A 26236-nucleotide genomic window follows, 5' to 3' on the forward strand; every position below is an offset into this window, starting at 1 on the left:
GCATGCGGCAGGCCGACCTCTGGGAGAGCATCGAGGGCGGCGCTGTGCACTGCCTGCTCTGTCCGCACTCGTGTCGCATCCCTGAGGGCTCGTCCGGTATCTGCGGCGCGCGCCGCAACGTCGGCGGGCGGCTTTTCGCAGCGACGTACGGCGAGGTCTCGTCGCTCGCCGTCGACCCGATCGAGAAGAAGCCGGTGTTCCACTACAGGCCGGGGACCCGAGCGCTCTCGCTCGGCAGCGTCGGGTGCAGCATGCGCTGTCTGCACTGCCAGAACTGGAGCATCAGCAGGGCGCGCCTTGAAGACGGCGGGGTGCGACGCCTTACGCCCGAGGAGGTCGTGACCATCGCGCGAGCCGAATCGTGCGAAGGGGTGGCTTTCACGTACAACGAGCCGGTCATCTGGGCGGAGTTCGTGAAGGACACCGCCGTACTGGCGCGCGAAGCCGGGCTGTACACCGTCATGGTGACCAATGGGTACGTCACCGAGGCCGGGCTCGACTACCTCGGCCCCGTGATCGACGTCTGGCGCGTGGACGTCAAAGCGTTCGACGACGCGACCTATCGGCGGCTGTGCAAGGTTCGCTCGATGCAGCCGGTGCTCGATGCCGCCGTGAGGGCCAAGGAGCGGTGGGGGATGCACGTGGAAGCAGTCACCAACGTCATCCCTTCGATCAACGACTCCGACGCGACGGCCCGCGGCATCGCTCGTTGGATACATGACGCGCTCGGCCCGAAGACGCCGTGGCACGTGACGAGGTTCTTCCCATACCTGGAGCTCTCGCACCTTCCCCCGACGCCCCTCGAGACGCTGCGACGTTTCCGCGAGATCGGCCTCGAAGAAGGGCTCGCGTTCGTGTACCTCGGGAACGTGGCCGAGCCTGGTGGCGAGGACACCGTGTGTCCACGCTGCGGTACTATCGCCATCGCGCGGGACGGCTACCGCATCGTGCAGCACCGGACGCGCGACGGCGCGTGCGCATCGTGCGGTGAGCCGCTCGGCCTGGTCGAGTGAAAAGGAGGATCGCCGTGGAGGTAGCGTCCGAACAGGTCGTACCCCGCATCCTCGTCTTCTACGACTACGCTTGACCGTTCTGCTTCGTGGACCAGTTCCGGTTCCTCGCGCTTCGTGACGAGATGCACGTCGATCTCATGGGCGTTCCGTTCGAGCTCAGGCCCGACATGCCAAACGAGGGGTTGTCCGCCTCGCGGGACGGTCTGTCGCACTCCCCGCGCGTGGAGAAGCGGCTCATCGAGCTTGCCGCGAAAGAGGGCGAGCGGATGGTGCTTCCCGACCTGGTGCCCAAGACCCACAACGCGATGGTGCTTGCGGAGCTAGGCCGCGACCGTGGCGAGGACGTCTTCTGGCCGCTTCACCTGGACATCTTCCGCGAGTACTTCGTCGCGGGCCGCGACATCGGAAACCGCGCCGTGCTCATTCCTGTCGGTCTTCGGCACGGGATACCGGAGTCTGAGATGGTCGAGGCCTGGGACTCAGGCCGCTACGACGAGCGTCTGCACGAGTTCCGGCACCTTGCGCTGCACCTCGGCATCAAAGAGACGCCGTCGGCGCTCATCTGCAACGAGCTGCTCATCGGGTCTCGGCCGTACGAGATCCTGCGCGCGGCCGTGCAACGCTGCCTCGTGCGGCCTTCGACCATCGACCACGCGGAGTAGATTGCGAGCGGTCCGCTCCGTCGAGCGGTATCATTGTGGGCGCCTGTACGCGCTGTGCCTGGAGATGGAAGGTGTCCCATTGGAGCCGTGCGTCATCATCCCCACGTTCTGGACCCGCAAGCGGTCGCGTCCGGCAGGCGAGGGTCCGTTCCAGTACGACCACCCCACGCCTATCGACGAGGACGGAACGCTGCCTGAGTGCTTGCGGTCGCTGGAGTCTGTCGAGGGGCTTGAGCGCGTGGTGCTCATCGTTGCGGCCACGCACGAGTCTGTCGAGTACGCGGCTGAAGATCGGGTCCGTGAGATACTCGCCGACTTCCCCGGGCTCGACGCCCTCGTGGTCGGTCCGGCCGAGATGGGCTCGCTGCACCGGCGCATGGAGCAGCTCGAGTTCGCCGACGTCCTCGATGCAGTGACGCTGGGAAGCTACGGCGCGGTACGGAACGTCGGGCTCATGGTGGCTGCAACGCTCGGGTGCGACCTCGTCGTGTTCGTCGACGACGACCAGGTGATCACGGACCCGAGCTTCCTTGCGCGCGCGCAGGAGGGGATCGGCGAGCAGACCGGCAAGGGCAAGCGAGTGCTCGCCAAGAGCGGCTACTACACCGACGAGGAAGGGCGCTACCAGTTCGTCACGGATGCGCCGTGGTACGACATGCTGTGGCGACAGGACGAGGCGTTCACCGAGGCGCTCGGCGCGGTGGCCCGTCCTCCGCGCATCACGCCGAGCACGGTGGCCATGGGCGGCTGCCTGGCCATCCACAAGGACCTGTACGCCAGCGTGCCGTTCGATCCGTGGGTCGCCCGGGGCGAAGACGTCGACTACGTCATCAACGTGCGGATGCACGGCGGCGACGTGTTCTTGGACGGGGAGTGGTCGGTCATCCACCAGCCGCCGAAGCTGCCGAGCGAGGCCGCAGCGTTCCGGCAAGATGTCTTCCGCTTCGTGTACGAGCATCGCAAGCTGGAGTTCTCGAAGTCGCAAGTTGACCTCAGACAGGTGGCGCCGGAATCGCTGATGCCGTACCCAGGGCCGTTCGTCGAAGGCTCGGTGGTGTGGCGGGCGCGCGCGACCGCTCTCATGCGGGCGCTCGCGGGCAAGGAGCCTGGAGAGTACCTGCGCATCGCGCGCCGAGGCGTGAAGCAGGCGAACGAGTACGCGCGCGACAACTGCGAACGGTACTTCGCCTTCCAGCGGCGGTGGCCGATGCTCATGGACCGGCTGTGGGAGGACGTCGCGCTCAAGACGCTGTTCACCGGAGAGCGGCGCATCGACAGGAGCGCGATCACGGGCCGGTTCCCGGTGGTGCCGCCGGAGCGATGAGCCTGGCTGCCACTGTCCAGGCGTTCGTGATCGGGGCGGTCTCCGGCGTCCTCTCGGGCGCGTTCGGCATCGGGGGCGGCATCGTCACCACGCCTGCGATCCGCCTCATCCTGAAGGCGCCGGCGCTCGTGGCGGTCGGCACGCCGCTGCCCGTGATCGTGCCTGGGGCGCTCACCGGTGCGTGGACGTACGCCCGCAGCGGGCTTGCTGACGTACGCGCCGCAGTGACGATCGGGGCGGTCGGTTCGGCCGCGTCGATCGCCGGGGCGTTCGCGAGCAAAGCGGCGGGAGGATCCGCCGTGATGGTCGCAACGGCCGCGCTCCTCGTGTACGTGGCGCTTGACACCGCAGTATGGGCGGCCAGGGCAGGCCGCGCCGACAGCGCCCGGCCAGCGGCTCGACCGACGGGCGGGAGGCTGGCGGCAGTCGGTCTCGCGGCCGGTCTGTACTCGGGCTTCCTCGGACTCGGGGGCGGATTCGTGATCGTGCCGTTGCTCGCGCGGTGGCTCGGCTTCGACATGAAGAGGGCCGTCGGCACGAGCCTGCTCGCGGTCGCGATCCTTGCAGTGCCGGGGAGCGTGACGCACTACCTTCTCGGCCACGTGGACCTTGCGATCGCGGCAGGGCTCGTGCTCGGCGTCGTCCCGGGCGCCGCGCTCGGGTCGCGGCTCACGGTGCTTGCGCGGGAGGCCGTCGTGCGCTACGCGTTCGCAGCCATGCTGGTGTGCGTGGCGGTGTGGCTTGCGGTGGGGGAGCTGACGGCGGTATGAGCTCCCGTTCCCATGCGCTCCGCATGGCGGAGGAGCGCGACCTGGCACGAGTCTTCGCACTCGCTCGCCAGGACGGCGTGTTCGCCTCGATGGAGGAGCTGCGTGATGCCTGGGCGCGTGCGCCGTGGACGGTGCAGGTGAGCGACGCTGGCGACGTCGCGCTGCTCGACCGCTGGCGCGAACACCTGCCGCTCGTGGCGGTGAACGCGCTGTGGAGCCCGGAGCGGAGCGTGCCTTCCCACATGACGGCCCTTCGTGCCGTCGCTCGCGCCCACGGATTCGACGACGTCCTCAGCCCGTTCGTTCCCGAAGAGCTCCTGGACCCGTACGTGCGTGCAGGCATGCGCGTGGTGCATACCGGGGTCACGATGGCGCTGCGGCAGCACGCCTTCATCGCGTCCGCCCCCGTGCGCGGCGTCGAGCTGGAGCTCGCCGATGAGAGCGTGCTCGAGCAGCTGCTCGCGCTCGACATCGAATGCTTCAGCGACTTTTGGCGGTACGACGTCCGACTCATGCGGGAGTACCTCGGAAGCGACCGCACCGTGATCGCGCGGCACGAGGGCGCCATCGTAGGGTACGCTATGTGCCGGATCGACCGAGGGCACGGCGTCATCGGGCGATTGGCGGTCGCACCCGCTCACCGCGGGCACGGCATCGGCGGCCTGCTTCTCGGAGATGCGCTGGGCTACCTCGAACGGCAGGGGACACAGCGGACGGTGCTGTACACGCAAGCAGACAACGAGCAAGCGCAGCGGCTGTACGCCCGGTTCGGGTTCGAGCAGACCGGGTCGCGCAAGCACCTGCTTGCGTTCGGTGAGGTCGACACGGAGAAGAGCGTGGTGCCGTGGAGTCACGTCGTGCGCTGATCATCGATGCGGCGCTCTTCCTCGCGACGAGCGCGATCGGGGTCGTTGCGGTCGCATCGGTGCTCGGCGGTTCGCCGCGTCTGGTGCCTATCGTCGCGGTGGCCGGGCTCGTCGTGATCGCGGCGGGCTCCGTGGTCGCGCGCGTGCTGACGCGGCCCGACCACATCCGCGCGATGCAGTCCCACCAGATCCTCGAGATCGCGTCTCGGACGCTGGCGTACATGCGGCGGGGCCTCGATCCCGAGACGGCGCAGGCCGTGTGCCGGTTGGCGCTCGAACAGAGCGATGCTGCTGCAGTCGCCATCACCGACCGAGAGACGGTCTTGGGCTTCGCAGGCCTCGGAGAGGACCACCACCATCCCGGCGGACCCATCATGACGAAGGCGACGCGTGAGGCGATCGAGTCAGACGAGCACCGTATCCTCGCGACGCGCGAGGACATCGGGTGCCCGGTGAAAGGTTGCTACCTCCGTGCGGCGATCGTCGTGCCTCTGCACGTCCGTGGCGAGGTCGTGGGCACGCTGAAGTTCTACTACACCACGCCGCGGCTGCTGAACGAGACCCAGGTGACGATGGTCGAAGGGCTCGCGCACCTCTTGTCGACACAGCTCGAGCTCTCGGAGCTGGAGCGCCAGACCGAGCTCGCGTGCCGCATGGAGCTCAAGGCGTTGCAGGCGCAGATCAGCCCGCACTTCCTGTTCAACACCATCAATACCATCGCGGCGCTCATCCGCACCGATCCGGCTCAGGCGCGTGAGCTGCTGCGCGAGTTCGCCCGATTCTACCGACGGACATTGGAGGAGAACGAGGACCTCGTGCCGCTCGAGCGGGAGCTGGAGTACGCTCGGAGCTACATGCGCTTCGAGCAGGCCCGTTTCGGCGATAGGATCCGCATGGTCGAGGAGATCGATGAGGAGCTGGAGGGCGTCATGGTCCCGGCCTTCATCATCCAGCCGCTCGTCGAGAACTGCGTGCAGCACGCGCTTCTGCCCGACCGGCCGCTCACCATCCGGCTGAGGGTCGGGCGAGACGAAGACGGGCTTGCCATCACCGTGCAAGACGACGGCGCGGGCATCCCGGCCGATGAGCTTCCGCGCGTGCTCGAAACCGGTGTCGGCCGAGGTCTTGGCATCGCGCTGAAGAACGTGCACGATAGGGTGCGCGGTCATTTCGGGCCGGGCAGCGGGCTGACGATCGAAAGCCGCGAGGGCGTCGGCACGACCGTCACCGCGCGTCTCGTGCCGAGGAGCGGAGGGTAGGCATGGGTCTCATCAAGGCGCTCGTTGTCGACGATGAGGCGCCAGCGCGTTCTGAGCTCCGGTATCTGCTCGAGGAAGCAGGCGGCGTCGAAGTGATCGGCGAGGCGTCGAATGCGCAAGAGGCCTTCCAGCTGATCAGGGCGATTCCCTACGACGTCGTCTTCCTCGATATCGACATGCCCGGCATGTCCGGCATGCAGCTCGCCGAGGCGCTCGGCCAGGCAGAGCATCCGCCAGCGGTGATCTTCGTGACGGCCCATAGCGAGCACGCGGTCAAGGCCTTCGAGGTCGCCGCGACGGACTACCTCGTCAAGCCCGTCGAGCTGAAGCGGCTCCAGGCTGCCATCGCCCGGCTCCGTCCTACCGAAGAGGCGCCCGTGCGCGTGGAGCGCGTCCCTGTGGAAAAAGCAGGCCGGAAGCTGCTCATCCAGGTGCAGGACATCTACTACGTGATGGCCAAGGACGACTACTCATACATCTTCACTGCGAGCGAGCGGTTCTTGTCGACGATGTCTCTCGCGCAGCTGGAGTCGCGTCTCGAGTCACAAGGTTTCTTCCGCGTGCACCGGCGGTTCCTCGTGAATCTCGCGCAGGTGGGCGAGGTCGTGCCGATGTACGGCGGAACCATGCTGCTCACTCTCAAGGACACCGCGGCGACCCAGGTGCCCGCGTCACGCCGGCGGGTGCCTGCGCTGAAGAAAGCGCTCGGGCTGTAAGGATGCTCGTCGGTCTGATCTCAGACACACACGGCACGCTCCCTGCGGCGGTTGCGCGCGCCTTCACAGGATGCGAGCGCATCCTGCATGCGGGAGACGTCGGATCGCCCGAGGTGCTCCACGAGCTGGAGGCCATCGCGCCGACGACGGCGGTCGCTGGCAACACGGACGGCTGGGCGCTCGCGGGCGTCCTCGACCACGTCGTCCGCGTGACGCTCGCCGAGACAGCAGTGCTTGTCGCGCACAGGATCGAGGACGCCCTTCGCGCTCATCGCGCAAAGCCGGCCTCCGTGATCGTCGTCGGCCACACGCACGTGCCGTTCGTCGATCGCCGCGAGGGAGCGCTCGTCGTGAACCCCGGGTCAGCGTCGCGGCCGCGTTCTGAGTCAGGTGCAACCGTCGGCCTGCTGACGATCGCCGGTCACCGGCCGAGCGCGCGGATCGTTACGCTGTAGCGGCCGCGTCCTGCTCAGCCTCCCGTCCGGTCGGCGGCGTGTCTTGCCGGGCGAGCGGAGGCGCCTGCTGCGGGCGTACGGTCGGCGGCCGTTCACCCGCTGCTTCCGCCCTTCCGCCGACGCTGTCTCGCCGTACGCCTCCCACGAGAGTCCCCGCCTGCGGTCGCGCGCTACCGTTCGCCTCAGGATCGCGCATCGTGCGCGATCGGAAGGAGGAGGTGAACCGGATGAAGGTCTGCATCAAGGGGTCCGCTGAGGACATCAAGCTCGGCGACATCCAGGAGGTCTGCCACGAGATCGACAAGATCCTGCTGCCGACCGACGGTTCGGAGCCTGCAGTCGCAGCCACCGAGTACGCCGTCATCCTCGCGAAGACCTTCGGCGCGAAGGTCAAGGCGATCTTCGTGGACACCGGCCTCGAGGCGCTCGAGTACCCCGAGGAGGTCATGGACGAGGAGGTCTTCGAGGGCGTCCATCCGTCGGTGAAGGGACTCGTCGTCGCGAAGGCGATGTGCGAGCGCAACGGAGTCGAGTGCGAGGTCGAGATCGTCAAGGGCGGCGTCGCGAAGCGCATCGTCGCGACGGCCATCGAATGGGGGGCCGACATGATCGTCTGCGGCGACACCGGGCGCACCGGTCTCAAGCGCATCGCGCTGGGTAGCGTTGCAGAGACGGTCGTGAAGGGATCCCCGATCCCCGTGCTCGTCGTCAAGGCCGAATAGGGCTGCAACAGAGAAGGAGGTGCACACGATGACGGACACAACGGCGCACGCTGCCGGGAAGGCCCCGGCCGTCGCTCACGTCAGGCATGGCGAACACGTCGACACGATCGAGAGCGTGGACGCGGTCTTCCGCGAGCAGCGCAAGCTCTCGTTCACGTACGGCGCGATCTTCTTCGCCGTGACGCTCGCGATACCGGCCGCATCGGTGTGGTGGGAGGACTGGTACGCGAAGCCAATCTGGGGCGGATTCACGGCGAACTACCTGTTCGTCTCGCTCTTCTACTACGTCTTCCTGTGGGTGATGGCCTGGACGTATTCGAAGCAGGCCGACAAGCTCGACGAGAAGCTGGCGCGCATGGCAGAAGAGATCGCCGCGCGGTCTCTGGGCGAGAAGGAGGCGTAGGGGATGAACACGCTCGCAATCGTCCTGGTCGTCGTCCTCATCCTGTTCACGATCGCGCTCTCGATCTTCTCGAGACGCTTCACGCGCACGACGGCCGACTTCTACCTCGCTGGCCGCAAGGTCGGGTCGTTTTCGAACGCCTCGGCGATCTCAGGCGACTACCTGTCCGCAGCATCGTTCCTGGGCGTGGCAGGTGCCGTCTATGCCTCCGGTCTCGACGGCGTCTGGTACGCTGCCGGGTTCGCAGGGGGATTCATGGTGGTCGTGCTCTTCATCGCTTCTGCGCTCCGTCGCTTCGGCGAGTACACGGTGGCCGACTTTGCGTACGGTCGGTTCGGAAGCGACCGCATCCGCCTGATCACGGTGCTCGCGGTGCTCTTGACGTCGCTCTTCTACATGGCGCCGCAGATGTTCGGCGCTGGCACGACCTGGCAGGTGCTCGTGGGTAAGGGCATCTTGGGTATGGATCCGTACACGTCAGGCGTCGTGGTGGTCGCGGCGATCATGGCTCTCTATGTCGGCTTGGGCGGCATGAAGGGCACGACGCTCAACCAGATCTTCCAGTTCTGGTGGCTCTTCTTCGCGATGTTCATGGTCGTCGCGTTCGCGTTCGGCCATGGATTCAGCTATCCGAAGGCGCTCGCGGACGCTTCGAAGGAGCCGATCGTCGACACGAAGGCGCTCACTGTCGCGGAACTCACCACACCGAACCCTGCTACTGGAAAGACTCCGCTTGAAGCGGCGAAGACAGTGATGACGCCGGAGGAGTACGCCAAAGTCGAGGAGTTCGTCGCGTCGAAAAAGGAGGGCAAGATCCCCGTTGCGCTGCCCTCGAAGAACAAGCTGCACGAGCTGAGGGCGATGCTCTTCCGCGAACCTGGCCATCGCTACAACGCGTTCGACCAGTTCTCGATGGTGCTGGCATTGGTGTTGGGCACTGCCGGCCTGCCGCACATCTTGAACCGCTACTACACCAACCCGTCGGGGTCTGCTGCTCGCCGCTCCACGTTCTGGGTCCTCGTGTTCATCGGCCTGTTCTACATCATGGCGCCGATCGCCGGTCTCGCAGGGCTCGGCTACATCAAGGAGCACCTTGCCAACGGTGGCACGATCGCGGCAGCGAACGTGCACGGCCATCTCGTCAAGCCAGACCAGGTGATGCCGACGCTCGCGAACCTGCTGGGCGGCCAGGCGCTGCTCGGTGTCGTGTCGGCAGGCGCGTTCGCGGCCATGTTCTCCACCATCGGCGGGCTGCTGATCGCCTCAGCGTCAGCCGTTGGCCACGACGTGTACGAGAAGTACATCAACCCGAACGCGAGCGAGGCCAAGCGCGTGCTCGTCGGTCGTATCGCGGTCCTCGTGTTCTCAGGCCTTGCGCTCACGATCGGCTTGGCGATCCCGAAGTTCGGTCTGGATCAGGCGTATCCGGCCCTCATCGCGATGATGGTGACGTGGGCGTTCTCTGTGGGCGCGTCGGCGTTCGTGCCGATGCTGCTGACGGGCATCTGGTGGAAGGGCACGACCGAGCGCGGCGCCACGGCAGGCATCTTCGTGGGCCTGGGCAGCTCCATCGCATTCATCTTCTTGAACATCTTGCAAACGCTTGGGAAAATCCCTAAGGAAGGGGCGATCGGATTCCTCGGTTCACTGACGTTCCCGGTGCTGTTCACCTTCCCGCTTGCGCTTTTGACGATCATCGTCGTGAGCAAACTGGATGGGCAGTTGCCGAAGAACGTGGACGAGATCTGGATGCGCATCCATGGCACGGCGCACGAGCGGCACGAACGCGACCTCGGGCTCGACAAGGTCGGCGGGCTGCTCGGCACCAAGAGCCACTAGCGAGCGGACGCGCGGGCCTCACCCCCAGGAGACCCGCTTCAGTCCAGGCGCCGGCTCCTCGATGAGCATCGAGGGGCCGGCGCTCTTACGCTCTGGCTGCAGCGATGATGTCGTCGGCAAGAGACGCAAGCGCATCTGAGGCACCTGACGGCAGGTCGAGCCGCATGACCCGCCGCCCGTGACGCGCGAGCGTGGCGAGGTCCCCCTCGGCCTGGGCGCGGTGGAGGGCCGCCAAGGTGAAGCGCTGACCAGGGACGATGAAGTCGGTGCGATCGCGCGTGGTCACGATGAGGAACACGCCTGAGTTCGGCCCGCCCTTGTGCAGCTGGCCCGTGGAGTGCAGGTAGCGAGGGCCGATCTCCACGCACACGGGGAGTCCCGTCGCGTCGCCGAGCGCCGAGGCCGCGCGCTCCAGCGGCTCGAGGTAGGCGGGGTCGTCAGGCACGTAGGCGAGGATCGCAAGGTAGTCGCCCGGTCGCGATGCGGCCAGCCAGTGCCGGACGACGTCGGGTCGCGACGGCAGCGCCGCTTCGGGAGGCGCGAGCGCTCCGGCGAAGGTCACCCACGTCCCATCGAGGTCGCAGCACGCCCTGGGCGCGGACGCTTGTCCCGAGAGGATGTCGTTGGTCGCCGCCTTCGCTTCAGCGACGTTCGGCTCGTCGAACGGGTTGACGCCGATAAGGAAGCCGGCGAGCGCGGTCGCGAACTCCCAGCGGACGAACTCCGCCCCGAGATCGAGGCCGTCTTCGAGCACGAGCTCGATGACGTCGTGCGAGGCCCTGGCGCGCTCCGCCCAATCAGCGAGCGATCCATCGGCGGCCAGGCGCACGACCGTAAGCACCCGGTCAGGTCCGTACGAGACCGGGTCGCGGAGGGCCGTCTCGATCACGGGCACGACGCCTCGGCCCTCCTTGCCGAGCGACTCGGCGATCAGCTGCTCGACCCACAGGCCGAACGGGCGGAGCGCGGGCGAGGTCAGAAGGGTGAGCTTGTCGCGCCCCTGTGCGTTGCCGTCGGCGATCCCCGCGGCGAGCCGCGCCGCCGGGTTCTCGTCGGGCCGGTTCTTGCAGGCGGACTCCATCACGGCCGCTCGTGCGACGAGAGCCTCGACGTCGATGCCGGTGAGCGCAGCCGGTGCGAGCCCGAAGAGCGACAGAGCCGAGTACCGTCCACCCACGGTGGGCGGCGCCGAGAGCGTGAGGCGCATGACCTCCTTCTGGCGCAGCTTCTCGAGCGGCGAGCCCGGGTCGGTGATGACGATGCACCTGCGGCCGGCCGCCGGCCGTCCGAGGGCGTCGTCGAGCCAGGCCCGCACGATCGCGTACAGCGACAGCGGCTCGACGGTCGTGCCCGACTTGCTCGCGATGATGACGAAGACACCGGCAGGGTCGAGCGTCTGCAGGAGCTTCGAGAGCGCGATAGGCGAGGTCGTGTCGAGCACGTGCAACCGCGGGTAGCCCGGCGCAGTGCCGATCACGCGCGACATCACCAGCGGCGCGAGCGAGGACCCGCCCATGCCCAACAGCAGCAGGTCAGTCGCGCCTTCGTCTCGCACGGCGTCCGCCAGGTTCCGCAAGAGCGGGAACCGCGCGGACGCCTTGCTCGCGAGGTCCAACCACCCCAGGCGCTGGCCGACGGCGATGCGGGTGTCGACGTCGTCGGTGAACAAGCTCGCATCGCGGGCGAGCAGCCGCTCGATGGCGTTCGCCTCGACGAGGCGTTCGATCGAGCCCATCACGCCTCCTTGTCTTCAGGTGCTCTCGACGACGGCCTCCGGCGCCTCGATCGCCGGCTGCGGCTCCATCCGTGCCACAGCCACGCCGCTTGAGACGACCAAGGCCGCGCCGAGCGCCGTCCATGCTGTTATCGGCTCGCCGAGGAACGCTGCTGAGAACGCGACGGCGCTCACCGGCTCGGCGTAGGTGAGCATCGCAGCGTGGTCGGCACGCACGAGCCGAAGTCCAGACAAGAAGAGCATTCCCGTAAGACCGGTGTCTACCACGCCCAAGGCAGCGACGCCGAGCCAGTCGGTGGGGGTGGCGGGACCCTTCAGCGTGAGCACGGCGGGCAGGAGCACCGCTGCCGCCCCCGCGTACTCGCCGAGCATGTACACGCCCGTCGGGATGCCGGCAAGAAGCCGCTTCGCGTTCAGCACGAGGCCGGCGTAGGTGAAGGCGGACGCGAGCGCCATCGCGGCGCCGATGATCTCGCGGCTGCTGCGGATCCCGAGGTCGCGTGGCCCGACGATGGCGACGACGCCAGCGAGCGCGAGCGCCATCGGGAGCACGAGCCGCCGATCGAAGCGCTCGGAACCGAGGACGGGCGTGAGGACCGCGACCAACACCGGGCCGAGGTACGCGAGCAGCACGGCGACGGCGACCGTCGTCAACTGCAGCGCTCCCAGGTAGAGCCCCCAGTTGAGCGCGAGCAGGCAGCCCATCGCGAGCAACGCCGCATACCGCCTCGGCGTCAGCGCGAAGAGCGCCTTGGCTTGCCCGGTGAGCGTGAGAGCGACCGCCGCCACCGATGCGGCGAAGACGACGCGCCAAAAGACGATGACGGCCGGGTGCGCGTCGACCATGCGGACGAAGATCGGGATGGTGCCCCACGTGGTGGCGGCCAGTGCGACGCGAGCAAGCCCGCCGAGGGTCTCCCGGCGCGTAGCTGTGCCAGCGAGGCGGTCCGGTGTGTCCATCAGCAGATGCGCGGAAGCTGTTCCCCGACGAGCATGTCCATGACGCGCGTGGCGCCGAAGGGCGTCTTGACGTGCACGCGCCCAGCCGGCGCCTCGACGACCTCGCCGATGATCGCAGCGTTCTCGCCGTACGGCGCGCTTCGCATCGCGTCCAAAGCGGCTTCGGCCTGATCGCGGGGCACCACCGCCACCATCTTGCCTTCGTTCGCCACCTGGTAGACGTCGTAGCCGAGCATCTCGCACGCGCCGCGCACCTGTTCGCGCACGGGCACGGCGGCCTCGTCGACGACGATCCCGACCGACGACGCGCTCGCGATCTCGTTCAGCGTCGACGCGAGCCCGCCGCGCGTCGGGTCGCGGAAGCACCGCGTGCCAGGGGCCGCGTCGAGCACGGCGTGCACGAGCGCGGCGAGCGGTGCGGCGTCCGAGACGATCTCGGTGGAGAACGCGAGCCCCTCGCGCACCGACACGACCGCGATGCCGTGGTCGCCGAGGGTGCCCGAGAGCAGGACGACGTCGCCTGGCTTGCAGTGCGAGCCGGACAGGTCGAAGCCGTCGCGCACGACGCCGATGCCGGCCGTGTTCACGTACATGCCGTCGCCGTGCCCCTTCTCCACCACCTTGGTGTCGCCGGTGACGATGCGGACGCCCGCCTCCTCGGCCGCCGCGCGCATTGATGCGAGCACGCGCCGCACCACCTCGACCTCGAGCCCCTCTTCCAAGACGAAGCCGACGGAGAGGTAGAGCGGCACGGCGCCTGCCGTGGCGATGTCGTTGACGGTGCCGCAGACGGCCAAGCGGCCGATGTCGCCGCCGGGGAAGATGAGCGGCGAGACCACGTACGTGTCGGTGGAGATGGCGAGGCGTCCTGCCGGCACGTCCACCACGCCCGCGTCGTCGAGGCGCGAGAGCGTCTCATCAGCGAAGCTCGGGACGAAGACCTCCTCGATGAGGTCGCGCATCATCGTGCCGCCGCTTCCGTGAGCGAGGAGTATGCGGTCCTGCTGCATGTGCAGAGCCCCTTCCAGCGTGTCTCCGGCCGCCGTCAGGCGCGGCCGTGGTCCGTGTAGCGGTAGTATGCCGCGCACGAGCCCTCCGAGGAGACCATGCACGGTCCCACGGGATGCTCGGGCGTGCACGCACGGCCGAAGAGCCGGCACTCGTACGGCAGCACCGCGCCGCGCAGGACGTCGCCGCACTGGCAGCCCTTGTGCTCGCGCGCGTCGGGCGGCTGCACTGGGAAGCGGCGAGCGGCGTCGAACGCCGAGTAGCTCTCGCGGATCGCGAGCCCGGTTCCCGGGATCACGCCCAGCCCCCGCCACTCGGCGTCACAAGGCTCGAACACGTCGTCGATGGCCTCGATCGCGTGCGGGTTGCCGTCGCGCGCAACGACGCGGGTGTACGCGACCTCGATCTCCGCTCGCCCATCGCGGAGCTGCTCGGCGAGCATCATGATGCCCTGCAGCACGTCGATGGGCTCGAAACCGGTGACGACGCCGGGCACGCCGTAGCGGGCGGCGAGGAACTCGTAGGGCCGCGTGCCGATGACCACCGACACGTGCCCGGGCAAGATGAACCCGTCGATCTCGACGAGCGGATCGTTCACGAGCGCCTCGAGCGCGAGCGGCACGGTCTTGTGCAACGAGAGCACCGAGAAGTTGCGGACGCCGCGCTTCGCGGCCTGCTGGATGGTGATGGCGATCGTCGGCGCGGTGGTCTCGAAGCCGACGCCGAGGAACACCACCTCCCGGTCCGGCTCCCGCTCTGCGAGCTCCAGGGCGTCGAGCGGCGAGTAGACGACGCGGACGTCCCGCCCGTCTGCCTTCTCGCGCGCAAGCGAGGAGTACGAGCCCGGGACCTTCATCATGTCGCCGAACGTCGCAAGCACGACTCCCGGCTGCCGGGCGAGCTCGATCGCGAGGTCGATGTCGGCGTTGCCGGTGACGCACACCGGGCAGCCTGGTCCGGAAAGCAGGGTGATCGCCTCAGGCATCAGCCCGCGGATGCCGTTCTTGGCGATGGCCATGGTGTGCGTGCCGCACACCTCCATCAGCTTCATCGGGCGGACCGCAGCGGCACGGATGCGCCGGACGAGCCCTTCCGCGAGCGCCGGGTCGCGGAACGCTGCAGAGACGTCGGTGCTCACGAAGCCGGCTCCGCCTGAAGCTCGCTCGTCTCGTCGTCGAACAGGCCGCCTTCGCGCAAGAGGTCGAGCGTCTCTCTCGCGAACTCCTCGGAGATGATCTCCAGCGCGAATCCCGCATGCACGAGCACGTGGTCGCCGAGTTTCGCGGTGGGCACCATGTGCAGGCTCACCCAGCGCGTGACCCCGAGGATCTCCACCTGCGCCATGCCGTTCTCGTTCGGCTCACTGACGATCTTGGCCGGTATGCCCAGGCACATCCGCTCCTCCTTGTTCCGCCGCCTGGTGCCGGGCCCAGGCGACGATCGCTTGGCCGAATGAGACTCCGCCGTCGTTGACGGGCAGAGCCCTGTGCGTCAGCACGCGGAACCTGCGCTCGTCGAGCGCTTCGAGCACGAGGCTCGTCAGAATCCGGTTCATGAACACGCCGCCCGAGATGGCCACGGTCGACAGGCCGGTGAGGCGGCGGGCTCGCTCGCACGCGTCCACTATAGCCACGGCAAGCCCCCGATGGAAGCGCATCGAGACGACGGATGCGCTGACGCCCGCCGCGAGGTCCTCCAGCAGCGCTCGGACGGCCGGCTCGGTCCTGATCGTGGCGGTCTCCCAGCCGAAGGGGTACGCGCCCGGCTCGTCGCGGTCGGCGATGGCCTCCAGCTCGATCGCGGCCTGGCCTTCGTAGAGCGCGTCGTCCCGCACTCCCGCGAGCGCTGCGACCGCGTCGAACAGACGCCCGGCCGAGGAGGTGAGCGGCGTGTTCAGCCGACGCTCCACCATCGTGCGCACGATCGCTTCCTCGCCCGGGGCGAGTCGCTGCCTAAGAAACGCCGCCCCCGGGTGGTCGAGCAGACCGAACGCGGCGAGCGCGCCGATCGCCATGCGCGCAGGCCGGCGGATCGCGGCCTCGCCGCCGGGAAGCGGCAGGTACTCGAGGTGCGCGAACCGCTCGAAGCCCGTGCAGCTCGCGAGCAGGACCTCTCCGCCCCAGATCGCGCCGTCCGTGCCGTAGCCGGTCCCGTCGAAGGCCACGCCGATCACCGGTCCTGGCTCCGCGTGCTCTCCCAGCACGCTCGCGACGTGCGCGTGGTGGTGCTGCACGCCCTCTGCCGGCAGGCCGAGCGAGCGCGCGTGCTTGGTGGGCAGGTACTCGGGGTGCAGGTCGTACGCGACGAGCCTCGGCGCGATGCGGAACAACCGCTCGTAGTCGGCGATCGCGCGCTCGAACGCCGCGAACGTCTCGGCGTTCTCCATGTCGCCGATGTGCTGGGTGATGAACGCGTGGTCGCCCGAGAGCAGCGTCACGGTGTTCTTCTGTTCGGGTCCGCACGCGAGCACGTCGACGTCGGCGTGCTCGGGGGCGCTCAGCGGGAAGGGCGCGTAGCCGCGTGCGCGGCGGACCAGCTCGACGCCACGCGGACCGACGCGAGCGACCGAATCGTCGTAGCGCGCCACGATGTCGCGGTCGTGCAGCAGAAACGCGTCGGCGATGCCTGCGAGCCGCTCCAACGCTTCTGCGTTGCCGGTGCAGATCGGCTCCTCACTCACGTTGCCCGACGTCATCACCAGCGGCACGCCGGCTTCTTCGAGCAGCAGGTGGTGCAGCGGCGTGTACGGCAGCATCACGCCGATCTCCCGCAAGCGCGGCGCGAGCGACGGCGCTGGCGGGGCGACGCGCGGGTCGGACGCGCTTCGCTTGGCGAGCAGCACGATCGGCGCAGCGGGCGAGGCGAGCAGGTCTGCCTCGCTCTCGGTGACCTCGCACCACGCGCGCGCGTCGTCGAGGGTGCGCACCATCACTGCGAGCGGCTTTCCGTACCGACGCTTGCGCTCCCGCAACCGCGCGACAGCGTCCTCGTTCGTGGCATCGCACGCGAGCTGGAAGCCGCCGAGGCCCTTCACGGCCAGGATGGCGCCCGAGCGCAGGAGCGACCCGGCATGCGCGAGGATCGCGTCGGAGCGGGCGCGCTCGGCATCGCGGTCGCGGTGCGGTCGCGGCTCCGTCTCGACGGCGGGGCTCCACTGCCAGCCGGGATCCACGGGCACCTGGCCGGGTGCCAGGTTCAGGTACAGCCTCGGACCGCACACGAAGCACGCGTCAGGCTGGGCGTGGAAGCGCCGGTCGGCGGGGTCGGCGTACTCGGCGGCGCACTCGGGACACATCTCGAAGGCGCGCATCGAGGTGAGCGGCCGGTCGTACGGGATGTCCGCGATGATGGTGAAGCGAGGGCCGCAGTTCGTGCAGTTGATGAACGGGTACCGGTAGCGCCGGTCGGCGGGGTCGAACAGCTCGGAGATGCACGCAGGGCAGGTGGCGATGTCTGGCGAGATGAGCGTCCGGGCGCCTGCCTCTGCGCGCGACGGGACGATCGAGAAGCTCTCGAAGCCTTCCACGGCGACGGCTCTCGACGACGCTCCCGCGATGCGCGCCATCGGCGGCGCCTCGGCGACGAGCGCGCGCTCGAATGCGGCGAGCGCGTCCGCGTCGGCCTCGGCGTGGACCCACACGCCGTCGGACGCGTTGCGGACCCACCCGAACACGCCCGTTCGCCGAGCAAGGTTGTAGACGAACGGCCGGAACCCGACGCCTTGGACGATGCCGGTCAGGTGGATCAGCCGTGCATGGCGATCGTGCTCACTCACCGTGCAGACCGTCTGCCACGAACCGGTTGTTCATCAGCACGAACAGGCGGTACGCCTGGTCGAGGAGCATCATGGCCTCGTCAGCAGCGCGCTGATCGAGGTGCTCTTGCGGCCCCGTGAACGGCGAGTCGTGGATGAACGCGTTGCGAGCCTCCCTGAGCCGCCGCCACCGCTTCGGGAAGTCCGCGTAGCCGAGCTCGGAGGCCGCGTCCTCGAACTCCTCGCCCGCGAGCGCGGGGAACAGCTTGCCGAGCCGGATGCCGATGGCGCGCTGCGTGTCCATCACCATGCGTCGCACCTTCAGGTCGGCGCCGTGCGCCGCGAGCATCCGGTCGAGCAGGTCTTCGAGGATGGTCTCGAGCAGCGTCATCGCGAGGATGACGACGACCTCGGACTCGCCGTCGGCCTGGTAGTGCCGGATCCGTGCGTCGAGCCGTCGGATCCGGTCCGCAGGCCAGGTACGCCGTTCCGCGCCCGTCGCACCGCAGAGAGGGCACGGCGTCTTTGGGGACGCGAACGCAGGGTCGCCCGAGAGAAAGCCGCACGCCGGGCACTCGAAGTACTCAGGCGCGGTGCCGTTCACGGGGGCGAACACGGTCTTGTGCTTCTTTGGCGGGCGTGACCGTCTCATCGCGCTGATTGTATCAGGAGCGCTCGCACGCTGCGTGCGGCATCTCCAGACCGTGCGCCTCGAGCAGCGCAGCGTCGCGCAGCACCTCTCGTGCAGGGCCGTCCGCGACCACGCGGCCGCCGTCCAGCACGACCGCCCGTTCGGCGAGCGTCCACGCGAGGTCCATGTCGTGCGTCGCGACGAGCAGCGTGGCGTCGAGCGAGGCCATGAGCTCGATCATGTGGCGCCGCGATCGCGGATCGAGGTTCGAGGTCGGTTCGTCGAGCACGAGCACGTCCGGCTGCATCGATAGCACCGTGGCGAGCGCGACGCGCTTCTTCTGTCCGAAGCTCAGGCGGTGGCTTCCTTTGCTCGCGAGGTCCGCCAGTCCGACGGCATGGAGCGCGTCGTGCACCCGGTGCTCGACCTCGTGCGGTTCCAGGCCGTTCATCTGCGGCCCGAACGCCACGTCGTCGAACACGCTCGTCATGAACAGCTGGTCGTCCGGGTCCTGGAAGACCAGGCCGACACGCCGCCGCGCTTCGCGCACGGTCGCGTCCGTGATCGGCGTGCCGCCGACGAGCACCTCGCCGGAGCGTGCGCGCAACACGCCGTTGGCGTGCAGCATGAGCGTGGACTTGCCGGCGCCGTTGGGGCCGAGCAAGGCGACGCGCTCGCCAGGTGCGATCGACAGGTGGACGTCGTCGAGCGCTCGCGTGCCGTCAGGGTACTCGTAGCTCACGTGCACGAACGCGAGGGCGGGTCCCGGTTCCATCGCCTTCCTTCCTGTCAGTACAACGCGATCGTGGCCGCCGCCAGCACCGCGCACAGCACGAGCAGCGCCTCAGGGGCCCCCAGGCGCGTCTTCCTGCGAACCGGCAGCGAGCCGTCGAACCCACGGCACAGCATCGCGGCGTGTATCCGCTCTCCGCGTTCGAGCGCCCGCAACACCATCGCGCCCGCGAGGTGGCCGTACAGCCGTGCGAGCTGCCGGCGGCTCATCCGAGGCGCGCGGCTCGCGAGCGCGACGCGCATCGAGCGCACCTCCTCAACAAGCGCAGAGGAGTATCGTGCCACGAACGCGAGCACGGTGGTCATCACCTCCGGCACGCCGAGGCGCTTGAGCCCCGCGAGCAGCTCGGGCGTCTCCGTCGTCGCCACGGCAAGCGTCACCGCGCACGCCGACAGCCACGCTTTGCTCACGATGCCATAGGCTGCGACCCAGCCGCTCGCCGCTTCGGGGCCGAAAAGCCCGCCAGCGTTGAGCGAGCCTCCCGCGGCCTGCAGGGGCGCGATCAGCGCGAGCGGGAGCGCGAACGGCAGGACAGCCGCAGAGCGTGCGAGCACGCGACGGAGCGGCAGCCGTGCCAGCAGCAGGTACGCGCCGAGGCAGGCAAGCACGAACGCTGCCTCGGCGAAGCGGAGCGGCGGCGACACGACGATCGCCACGACGAGCACGAGCGCGGCTATGAGCTTCGCTCGCGCGTCCATGCGCGAGAGCGGCGAAGATATGTGCGTGAGCGCCTCGAACGCGTCCGGGTGCGCATGCTCGTGCACGCGGAAGGCGGGGTCGTACCCGCGCGCGTGGTGGTGCTCATGCGCGTGGACCGTCCCGTCCGCATGCTCGTGCTCGTGTTCGTGCAGTCCTTGCGTATCGTGCATCCGCCGCTCCGTCAACCCCGTCAGGCCGCGTGCCGGCGAGCGGCAAGGCCCTTCACGGCGCCGTACAGCAGTGCGCCGGTGATGATCACGCCGACGATGCCTGCCAGCACGCCTGCGAGCGTCTGGTTCGACACACCGGGCATCACGTAGTCCGGCATCGGGCTTCTCAACAGCACGTGCTCGGCGAACTCCTTGCCGATGCCCTGCTCGAAGTAGACGTACTCCAGGCCGTCCGGGCTCGATGACGCCAGGAACGAGAGCCCCGCCGCCCCGAGCGCAACGACGCCGAGCGTCACCGCCACGGGTCGCACGGCCGTTGTCGATGCCGGGGCGTCCTCGCCCAGCAGCTCAGGCCGGGTGCGCGCGAGGTAGGTGACGAGACCCGCGGTGATCAGCCCTTCGCCGATGCCGATGAGCGCGTGCCAGAACCCCATGGCGCCCATGACTGCTCCGAGAGGCGCGCGTCCCGAGATCCACAGCTCCAGCGCAGCTGCGAGCGCAGCCAAGAAGCACCCAGCCCACGCTGCGACGAAGGCAGCGGCGCTGCGCCGGGACACGGAAGGGTTGCGGCCTGCGATTGCGCGATAGACGGACCATCCCACGAACACGCCCACGATGCCCATGTTCACCACGTTCGCGCCGAAGGCGGTGATGCCGCCATCAGCGAAGAAGAGCGCTTGGACGCCGAGGACTCCTGCCATCACGAGGAGGGCCTGCCAAGGCCCGAGCAGGATCGCCGCGGCCGCGCCGCCCGCGAAGTGCCCAGAGGTGCCCCCTGCGACGGGGAAGTTCAGCATCTGCAACGCGAAGATCAGCGCGGCGAGGACCGCCATGAGCACGATCTTCGAGTCCGTCAGGGTCTTGCGCGCCTGCCGCGCCGCGTATCCGAGCGCGCCGGCGGAGCCGGCCCATGCCGTCACCCAGGTCTTGGTGTCGAGCATGCCGTCAGGGATGTGCACGATGACCACTCCTTCACAGTCAGACAGTCGTCGTGCGACCCTTCGTGGCTCGCAGCGCCTCCTTCGTGGAGGCGGTTGGAGCGAAGCGCCGGTCTACAGGCGCTCCACGGTGACGTCGCCGTCCACGACGCCGAGCTTGTCGACCGCGTCCTCGAGCTTCTGCCGGGCCTCTCCGAGCGCCACCGACACCTGCGCGAGCTCGGTGCTCGTCGCATGACGGTGCCCCTGGTCTGCCAGGTTGTGCAGCTGCTCGAGCCACTTCTGAGCCAAGGCGAGGGAGTCGTCGACCATCGCGACGGCCATCTTCACCTGGCCGGTATTGATGCCACCTTCACACATGGGTTCCACCTCCTTCCTTCGGGCCTCGCGGTCTTACTCGGTCGCCGTCAGGATGACGGTGTGGTCGAGCAAGCGGACCTCTTTGAACGCCGCCGGCACCACGCGGTGCCCGCCGTACAGGTCGTAAAGCTTCAGCCCATCGCCTTCCGGCACGATCGTCGTGACATCTTCGATCGCCTCGATCTCCTCGCCGGCCGGGCCTTGGATGACCACGCGCGCTTCACACATCGTCGACCTCCTTCCCGAGCATGGACGAGACGGCCTTGATCGCCTCGTCGAGCAAGTGCGGAAGCGGGGCCTTCGTGACCCCAACCAGGTCGATCCTGGGATTCGTCAGGGGCAACATCACTTTGCGAGCAGCCGAGGACGCCAGCGCTTGCGCCATTCCAGGCGTCACCTCGCCCATCATCGAGTCGGGCACCATGAGTGAGAGCGGGCCGATCACGACGTCTGCTTCGCGCACCGTGACCCGCATGGCGTTCTCGCCGGTGGCGCCCCGGTTCGCGCCGGCCTTGAGCATCATGGTCGTCGCGGTCGAGTTCGTGCCGACGGCGAGGATCTCGACTCGCTCGCCGAACGCGTGCCGCAGGCGTGACACGACCTCCTGGCCGATGCGCCCGCCCATGCCGTCGACGACGAGGATCCGCACGGCGACCCCGACGCCTAGAGCCAGGCCGACAGCTCGTCGACGAGCCGCTTCTTCGGCATCGCTCCGACGAGCTTCTTCACGACCTCGCCGTTCTTGAAGACGAGCAGCGTGGGAATCGAGAGGATGTCAAAGCGCTGTGCGGTCTTCGGGTTGTCGTCGACGTTGAGCTTCGCGACCTGGATCTTGTCGGCCGCCTCGGCCGCGAGCTCCTCGAGCACGGGCTCCATCATGCGACACGGGCCGCACCACGGCGCCCAGAAGTCGAGGACCACCGGCTTCGCGCTGGATAGCACGTCGGTCTCGAACGATTCGTCGGTCACGTGCTTGATCAGGTCGCTCATCGCGCCTCTCCTCTCCCTACGAGACCCGGCACAGCCGCTCGTCGATCCACTTCACCGCTTCGAACGCCGCGGACGCGCCCTTCGCGGCCGCCGTGATCACCTGCTTGAGCTCGGAGTCGGTGACGTCGCCTGCTGCGTACAGGCCAGGATACGATGTGAGCCCGTTGTGGTCTACCTTCACGTAGCCATGTTCATCCAAGTCGCACAGGTCTTTGACGAGCGCGCTTTGCGGTTCGACGCCGACGAACTCGAACACGCCGTCGACGGGCAGCACCTCTTCAGGCTCACCCTTCGTGGAAGCGAGCCTGATGGCGGCTACCTTGCCATCCTCGCCGATTATCTCGGTCACGACCCTGCTCCAGCGCATCTCGATCTTCTCGTTAGCGAAGCACTGCTCCTGGATGCACTTCGTCGCGCGCAGCTCGTCGCGACGGTGCACGAGGTACACCTTCGAGGCGAACTTCGTGAGGAACATCGCCTCTTCGACCGCCGCATCCCCGCCGCCGATCACCGCGACGACCTTGTCGCGGAAGAACGCGCCGTCGCAGGTGGCGCACCACGAGACGCCGCGGCCGGTGTACTCGGCCTCGCCGGGCACGTCGAGCCGCTTCGGGACGGCGCCCGTGGCGAGGATGACCGCGTGCGCGAGCACCTTGTCGCCCTCGGCAGTGGTCAGCACGAAATCGAGGTCGCTCGGTTCGATGCGCTCGATCGGCGTGAAGGTACGGAACTCAGCTCCGAAGCGCTCGGCTTGCCGATGCATGAGCTCGCCGATCTCGGGCCCTGTGATCCCCTCAGGGAATCCGGGGTAGTTCTCGACCCGTTCAGTGGTGACGATCTGCCCGCCTGGCAGGCCGCTTTCGAACACGACGGTGCGGGTGCGGGCGCGCGCCGCGTACAGCGCGGCGGTCAGTCCCGCAGGACCGCCGCCGATGATCGCGATGTCTACGGTCTCCATCTCGCTCACGACGTGGTGCCTCCGTTCGTCTGGATGCCGAGCGCCTTCAAATCGAGCGGCTGCCCGGCCGCCTCGGCCTCTTTGATGATGCTCTGAAGGTTCGCTTCCGCTTGCTGCCTGATGAGCGCTGCGTGGGCGTCTCCGCTTGAAGTCGTGAGGTCGACCACCTTCTTGAACTGCAGCGCGGCCGCCTTGTAGTCGGCCCTGCCGCGCCAGTAGAAGATACCCAGGTTGAAGTTGGCTTGGATGTGGTCGGGCTTCTTCTCCAAGACGCGTGTCGCTTCTTGGATCGCCTCGTCGGTGGATCCGGAGTAGAAGAGCATGGCCGCGAGGTCGGTGCGCGCGTCCACGTCGTCAGGCCGGAGGCGCAAGTAGCGCTGGTAGTAGTCGATGGCTTTGCGTGCGAACTGCACGTTACCGGTCTGGTCGCGCAGGTTGTAGTACGCGTTAGCGACGGACTTCATCGCTTCTGCGTCGTTCGGCTCGGACTGCAAGCGCGTGAGCCCGTCGAGCAGCGTCCGCTGGTCTGCCGACAGCAAGTCGCGGAACTCGGTGGGCACGTCTGCTGTTCCGGGGCGGTTCGTCAGGTTCGTCGTGTAGAACGCGAGGGCCAGCACGCCGGCGAACACGCCGATCGCGACCGCGAGTATCGTGAGCGGCACACGGTACCGTTGGAACGGCCTGATGATGTACGTGCGCGCGAACCCTCCCTCGAGCTCGGGACGCCGCTCGACCTTGATGCCGAGGGTCTGCGCCTTGATGAGCATGTTGAGGTCGTTCGTGACGAGCGTGAGGTCCTCGCAGCCTTGGCTGCACACCTGCAATGCGACAGCAAGGATGCGGTCGTCAGCGTTCTTGGGGCTCAGCCCGTCCGGGATCGGCCTGTCTGGGTCGAGTCCGACGACGCGGATGCGTCCTCCGTGCGGCGTCTCCACGCCTTCCGTGAGACTGCCTCCCTCTGACATCTCGAAGAGCATCCGGCTGACCTCACGGCCTTTGTAGCGGAGGTCGGGATCGACGCGCTGCGTCTTGAGCTTGTCGATCTCGCCGAGCACGACGTCGGGCACGATGACATCGGCATCCGGGAACGCGAGCAGCGTTTCCGGGTCGCTCAGCAGCACGTTCGTATCCAGGACGATAGTTCGCATTCCGATCACGATCCATTCGTGGGCGGGGACGCGTCCGAAGCGTCGCCAGAGGCAATGGTACCACCCGCTTCTGCGCGCATCGCTCGCCTGCGGATGTAGGCGAGCAGCGCGAGCAAGAACAGCAGCACGCCAGCGATGGTGACGATGCGGTCCAGGTACGACGCGCGCACGAGGATCTCGCTCGAAGCGAGCGTGACGTCGCCGGACGCAAGCGAGATCCGGACGCGATCGGAGATCTCGCCTTTCATGTCCACGGCGACCGTCACGACGTTCTCTCCTGGCTGGACGGTCACGGGTTTCGGTACGCCGCGGACCGAAGCGCGCACGGCGCTGGCATCGAGGGAAAGGCGCATCGGTTTGCCGGTGGTGTTGACGATCGATACGGGGACGTCTCCTGTGACGCCGGGAAGTGTGACGTCCTTCGCATCGATCGCGATGCCGTCGAAGAAGCGCTGCGCCGTCTCGTACGCAGAACGAGCGAACGAAAGAGCCCGCTCCCTGAACGCATAGGTGCCGTCCGCGCCTGCCCACAGAGCGCTCTCGGCGATCAGGGCGTGCCGCATTGCGTTTCGGGCGTCGTCGTCTTCGGCACCGAGCGCCTCTGAGAGTGCGACCGTCGCGAAGCGAGCCCGAGCGACCTCTGGCCAGTACGGCGGGAGCGGCGGTTCTTTCGGTGCCTCGGCATTCGGAGCAGCGTCGCGTCGGGCACCCGCGCGGGCGGCTTCGCTCGCGCCCACCGCCCACGCCCAGGGTGCGGCCTCGATCCAACCGAGCGCCCGCTCGACGTCCGCGGCGGTATGCGGAGCGCCCGGACCGAGCTCGAATAGAGCGATCACCGGCGAGGTCGGCTCCTCGGACGTCGCGCGGTCGAACAGGACGTCGTAGAAGGCGTCTGGGTCGTCCGCGCGCGCTGCTTCAGCGAGGGTTGGCGAGGGGACGAGCCCGACGAGGCCCTGGCCGATCCGATACGCACCAGGCGAGGCCGTGGCGTTGCCGGATGCGAGCGCGCCGGGAGCGAGCACGATGAAGCGGGCCCCATGGGCCTGCGCTTGTACGAGGGCTGATCGCGGCACGGGTGTGGCGAAGAACGCGGTGCCGCTTGCAGGAGAGGAGCCTGTGGCGCGCGCGAACACCGACGTCGAGAGCGCCCAGTGGTCGCCGAGGTCCTTCGCGGCCCCCGCCGCATCCAGTGCGCGGACATCGGGCTCGGCGTACGGGACGTCCAGCAGCTCGAGGCGCCGCGCCTGGACGGAGTCCCTGAGACGCCGGACAAGCGACGCAGATGCGATGGCGATGGGATCTTCTGGCGGGACTTCGCGGGTGCCTCCCGGCTCGATCACCTTGTAGCCGTCAGATGCACGCAGCCACTCCTCGACGAGCGCTGGTGGCGCCGACAGCACGATGACCGACGATGGATGACGGCCGGCCGCGTCCAGAAGGCGTTCGGCGTCCGAACGTGGGCGCGGGTACAACGACGGGTCGGTCGCGAAGACGCCGTCCGGGTCGAGGGCAGGAGGGCCGACGAGACGCGCGACGAGGACGACCGGCACCGGTGGTCGAGCCAGGTCATCGAGCACGAGGATGCGGCTCCGAACGGTGACCGGATCGCCCCCAGTCGCGAGCACGCGCACCTCGAGAGGGTAGCGGCCCTGCCGTACACCGAGCCCCGCGAACGGTCGGGAGAACGTGACGGTGAGGCGTCCGGCAGTGGCGTTGTGCCGCACCTCTGTCTTCTGGTAAAGAAGGCGCCCGGTGGGCGAGCTGAGCCTCAGGCGGACCTCGAAGTACTCCGCCGGCTGCGCAAGGTCTGCTGCGACGTCCACGGTGAACGTGGCATCGGGCGTATAGGCGGGCTGCGCATGGCGGACGCGCACCGTCACGTTCTGGCGCGCGGGCGCGGCCTCGGCGCGAGGTGTGGCAGGCACGCTGCCTGCGACAACAGCGGCAGCCAGCGCGACGACAAGCGCACGCGCGCCGAGCGGTCGACCATCGGTGCGAAGAACGGGCATACGAACCTCATCGGTGCAGGCGCCAGGTGTTTGACGCAGAAGTTCTGGGAAAGG

At 68.3% G+C, this 26236-nt stretch carries 28 protein-coding genes; 11 read left to right on the forward strand and 17 right to left on the reverse strand.

Annotated features, from left to right (window positions below; all coding sequences use genetic code 11):
- Window positions 1-2: 2 nt before the first annotated feature.
- The 11 genes from amrS (at window position 3) to MX659_RS01840 (ending at window position 10029) form a co-directional block, all read left to right on the forward strand.
- On the forward strand, window positions 3-1013 hold the full coding sequence (amrS, locus tag MX659_RS01790) for an AmmeMemoRadiSam system radical SAM enzyme (protein ID WP_267191768.1): 1011 nt from the start codon (window positions 3-5) through the stop codon (window positions 1011-1013).
- 86 nt (window positions 1014-1099) lie between these two features.
- Entirely contained in the window at window positions 1100-1675 is a 576-nt protein-coding gene (locus MX659_RS01795; RefSeq protein WP_267191769.1) for a DsbA family oxidoreductase, read from the forward strand.
- A gap of 1 nt (window position 1676) precedes the next feature.
- Window positions 1677-2999: a hypothetical protein gene (locus MX659_RS01800; RefSeq protein ID WP_267191770.1), complete on the forward strand. Its 1323-nt coding sequence runs from the start codon at window positions 1677-1679 to the stop codon at window positions 2997-2999.
- Window positions 2996-3769, forward strand: a complete 774-nt coding sequence (locus MX659_RS01805) for a sulfite exporter TauE/SafE family protein (RefSeq protein ID WP_267191771.1) — start codon at window positions 2996-2998, stop codon at window positions 3767-3769. The genes MX659_RS01800 and MX659_RS01805 overlap by 4 nt, the downstream gene beginning before the upstream one ends.
- Window positions 3766-4635 (forward strand): GNAT family N-acetyltransferase, encoded by an 870-nt coding sequence (locus tag MX659_RS01810; protein ID WP_267191772.1) that lies wholly within the window; start codon window positions 3766-3768, stop codon window positions 4633-4635. Before MX659_RS01805 ends, MX659_RS01810 begins: the two co-directional genes overlap by 4 nt.
- The gene (locus MX659_RS01815; RefSeq protein WP_267191773.1) at window positions 4614-5894 is read left to right on the forward strand and encodes a histidine kinase; all 1281 of its coding nucleotides are present in this window, start codon (window positions 4614-4616) and stop codon (window positions 5892-5894) included. Before MX659_RS01810 ends, MX659_RS01815 begins: the two co-directional genes overlap by 22 nt.
- 2 nt (window positions 5895-5896) lie before the next feature.
- Window positions 5897-6610: a LytR/AlgR family response regulator transcription factor gene (locus MX659_RS01820; protein ID WP_267191774.1), complete on the forward strand. Its 714-nt coding sequence runs from the start codon at window positions 5897-5899 to the stop codon at window positions 6608-6610.
- Window positions 6611-6612: 2 nt separating this feature from the next.
- Entirely contained in the window at window positions 6613-7065 is a 453-nt protein-coding gene (locus MX659_RS01825) for a metallophosphoesterase family protein (RefSeq protein ID WP_267191775.1), read from the forward strand.
- 197 nt (window positions 7066-7262) lie between these two features.
- The gene (locus MX659_RS01830) at window positions 7263-7787 is read left to right on the forward strand and encodes a universal stress protein (RefSeq protein ID WP_267191776.1); all 525 of its coding nucleotides are present in this window, start codon (window positions 7263-7265) and stop codon (window positions 7785-7787) included.
- A 28-nt stretch (window positions 7788-7815) separates the two neighbouring features.
- On the forward strand, window positions 7816-8190 hold the full coding sequence (locus MX659_RS01835) for a DUF485 domain-containing protein (RefSeq protein WP_267191777.1): 375 nt from the start codon (window positions 7816-7818) through the stop codon (window positions 8188-8190).
- A gap of 3 nt (window positions 8191-8193) precedes the next feature.
- A complete protein-coding gene (locus MX659_RS01840; RefSeq protein ID WP_267191778.1) occupies window positions 8194-10029 on the forward strand; it encodes a solute symporter family protein in 1836 nt (611 codons plus the stop codon).
- A gap of 85 nt (window positions 10030-10114) precedes the next feature.
- Here the strand turns inward: MX659_RS01840 and MX659_RS01845 are convergent, their stop codons facing one another.
- The 17 genes from MX659_RS01845 to MX659_RS01925 form a co-directional block, all read right to left on the reverse strand.
- Window positions 10115-11764: a glucose-6-phosphate isomerase gene (locus MX659_RS01845; protein ID WP_267191779.1), complete on the reverse strand. Its 1650-nt coding sequence runs from the start codon at window positions 11762-11764 to the stop codon at window positions 10115-10117.
- Window positions 11765-11779: 15 nt separating this feature from the next.
- Window positions 11780-12724, reverse strand: a complete 945-nt coding sequence (locus MX659_RS01850) for a DMT family transporter (RefSeq protein ID WP_267191780.1) — start codon at window positions 12722-12724, stop codon at window positions 11780-11782.
- Window positions 12724-13734: a hydrogenase expression/formation protein HypE gene (gene hypE / locus MX659_RS01855; protein WP_267191781.1), complete on the reverse strand. Its 1011-nt coding sequence runs from the start codon at window positions 13732-13734 to the stop codon at window positions 12724-12726. Before hypE ends, MX659_RS01850 begins: the two co-directional genes overlap by 1 nt.
- A 35-nt stretch (window positions 13735-13769) precedes the next feature.
- Window positions 13770-14870, reverse strand: coding sequence for a hydrogenase formation protein HypD (gene hypD / locus MX659_RS01860; protein ID WP_267191782.1), 1101 nt, complete (start codon window positions 14868-14870; stop codon window positions 13770-13772).
- Window positions 14867-15127: a HypC/HybG/HupF family hydrogenase formation chaperone gene (locus MX659_RS01865; RefSeq protein WP_267191783.1), complete on the reverse strand. Its 261-nt coding sequence runs from the start codon at window positions 15125-15127 to the stop codon at window positions 14867-14869. Before MX659_RS01865 ends, hypD begins: the two co-directional genes overlap by 4 nt.
- Complete coding sequence (gene hypF / locus MX659_RS01870; RefSeq protein ID WP_267191784.1) at window positions 15093-17507, reverse strand: carbamoyltransferase HypF; 2415 nt, start codon at window positions 17505-17507, stop codon at window positions 15093-15095. The genes MX659_RS01865 and hypF overlap by 35 nt, the downstream gene beginning before the upstream one ends.
- Complete coding sequence (locus tag MX659_RS01875) at window positions 17500-18102, reverse strand: hypothetical protein (protein ID WP_267191785.1); 603 nt, start codon at window positions 18100-18102, stop codon at window positions 17500-17502. The genes hypF and MX659_RS01875 overlap by 8 nt, the downstream gene beginning before the upstream one ends.
- A gap of 49 nt (window positions 18103-18151) precedes the next feature.
- Entirely contained in the window at window positions 18152-18892 is a 741-nt protein-coding gene (locus MX659_RS01880; protein WP_267191786.1) for an energy-coupling factor ABC transporter ATP-binding protein, read from the reverse strand.
- 14 nt (window positions 18893-18906) lie between these two features.
- Window positions 18907-19779 carry a cobalt ECF transporter T component CbiQ gene (cbiQ, locus tag MX659_RS01885; protein WP_267191787.1) on the reverse strand — a complete coding sequence of 291 codons (873 nt, stop codon included), beginning with the start codon at window positions 19777-19779 and terminating at the stop codon, window positions 18907-18909.
- 20 nt (window positions 19780-19799) lie between these two features.
- Complete coding sequence (locus MX659_RS01890; protein ID WP_267191788.1) at window positions 19800-20738, reverse strand: energy-coupling factor ABC transporter permease; 939 nt, start codon at window positions 20736-20738, stop codon at window positions 19800-19802.
- A 93-nt stretch (window positions 20739-20831) separates the two neighbouring features.
- The gene (locus tag MX659_RS01895; RefSeq protein ID WP_267191789.1) at window positions 20832-21077 is read right to left on the reverse strand and encodes a hypothetical protein; all 246 of its coding nucleotides are present in this window, start codon (window positions 21075-21077) and stop codon (window positions 20832-20834) included.
- Between the two features lie 33 nt (window positions 21078-21110).
- Window positions 21111-21305 carry a CooT family nickel-binding protein gene (locus MX659_RS01900; RefSeq protein ID WP_267191790.1) on the reverse strand — a complete coding sequence of 65 codons (195 nt, stop codon included), beginning with the start codon at window positions 21303-21305 and terminating at the stop codon, window positions 21111-21113.
- The gene (locus tag MX659_RS01905; RefSeq protein ID WP_267191791.1) at window positions 21298-21726 is read right to left on the reverse strand and encodes a DUF3842 family protein; all 429 of its coding nucleotides are present in this window, start codon (window positions 21724-21726) and stop codon (window positions 21298-21300) included. The genes MX659_RS01900 and MX659_RS01905 overlap by 8 nt, the downstream gene beginning before the upstream one ends.
- Window positions 21727-21740: 14 nt before the next feature.
- Complete coding sequence (gene trxA, locus MX659_RS01910; protein WP_267191792.1) at window positions 21741-22067, reverse strand: thioredoxin; 327 nt, start codon at window positions 22065-22067, stop codon at window positions 21741-21743.
- Between the two features lie 16 nt (window positions 22068-22083).
- The gene (gene trxB / locus MX659_RS01915; RefSeq protein ID WP_267192487.1) at window positions 22084-23025 is read right to left on the reverse strand and encodes a thioredoxin-disulfide reductase; all 942 of its coding nucleotides are present in this window, start codon (window positions 23023-23025) and stop codon (window positions 22084-22086) included.
- Window positions 23026-23030: 5 nt separating this feature from the next.
- On the reverse strand, window positions 23031-24173 hold the full coding sequence (locus MX659_RS01920) for a PIN domain-containing protein (RefSeq protein ID WP_267191793.1): 1143 nt from the start codon (window positions 24171-24173) through the stop codon (window positions 23031-23033).
- A gap of 5 nt (window positions 24174-24178) precedes the next feature.
- On the reverse strand, window positions 24179-26182 hold the full coding sequence (locus MX659_RS01925; protein WP_267191794.1) for a hypothetical protein: 2004 nt from the start codon (window positions 26180-26182) through the stop codon (window positions 24179-24181).
- Window positions 26183-26236: the final 54 nt, after the last annotated feature.

Origin of the sequence: Parvivirga hydrogeniphila, assembly GCF_023371205.1 — a bacterium.
GTDB lineage: Bacteria > Actinomycetota > Coriobacteriia > Anaerosomatales > Anaerosomataceae > Parvivirga > Parvivirga hydrogeniphila.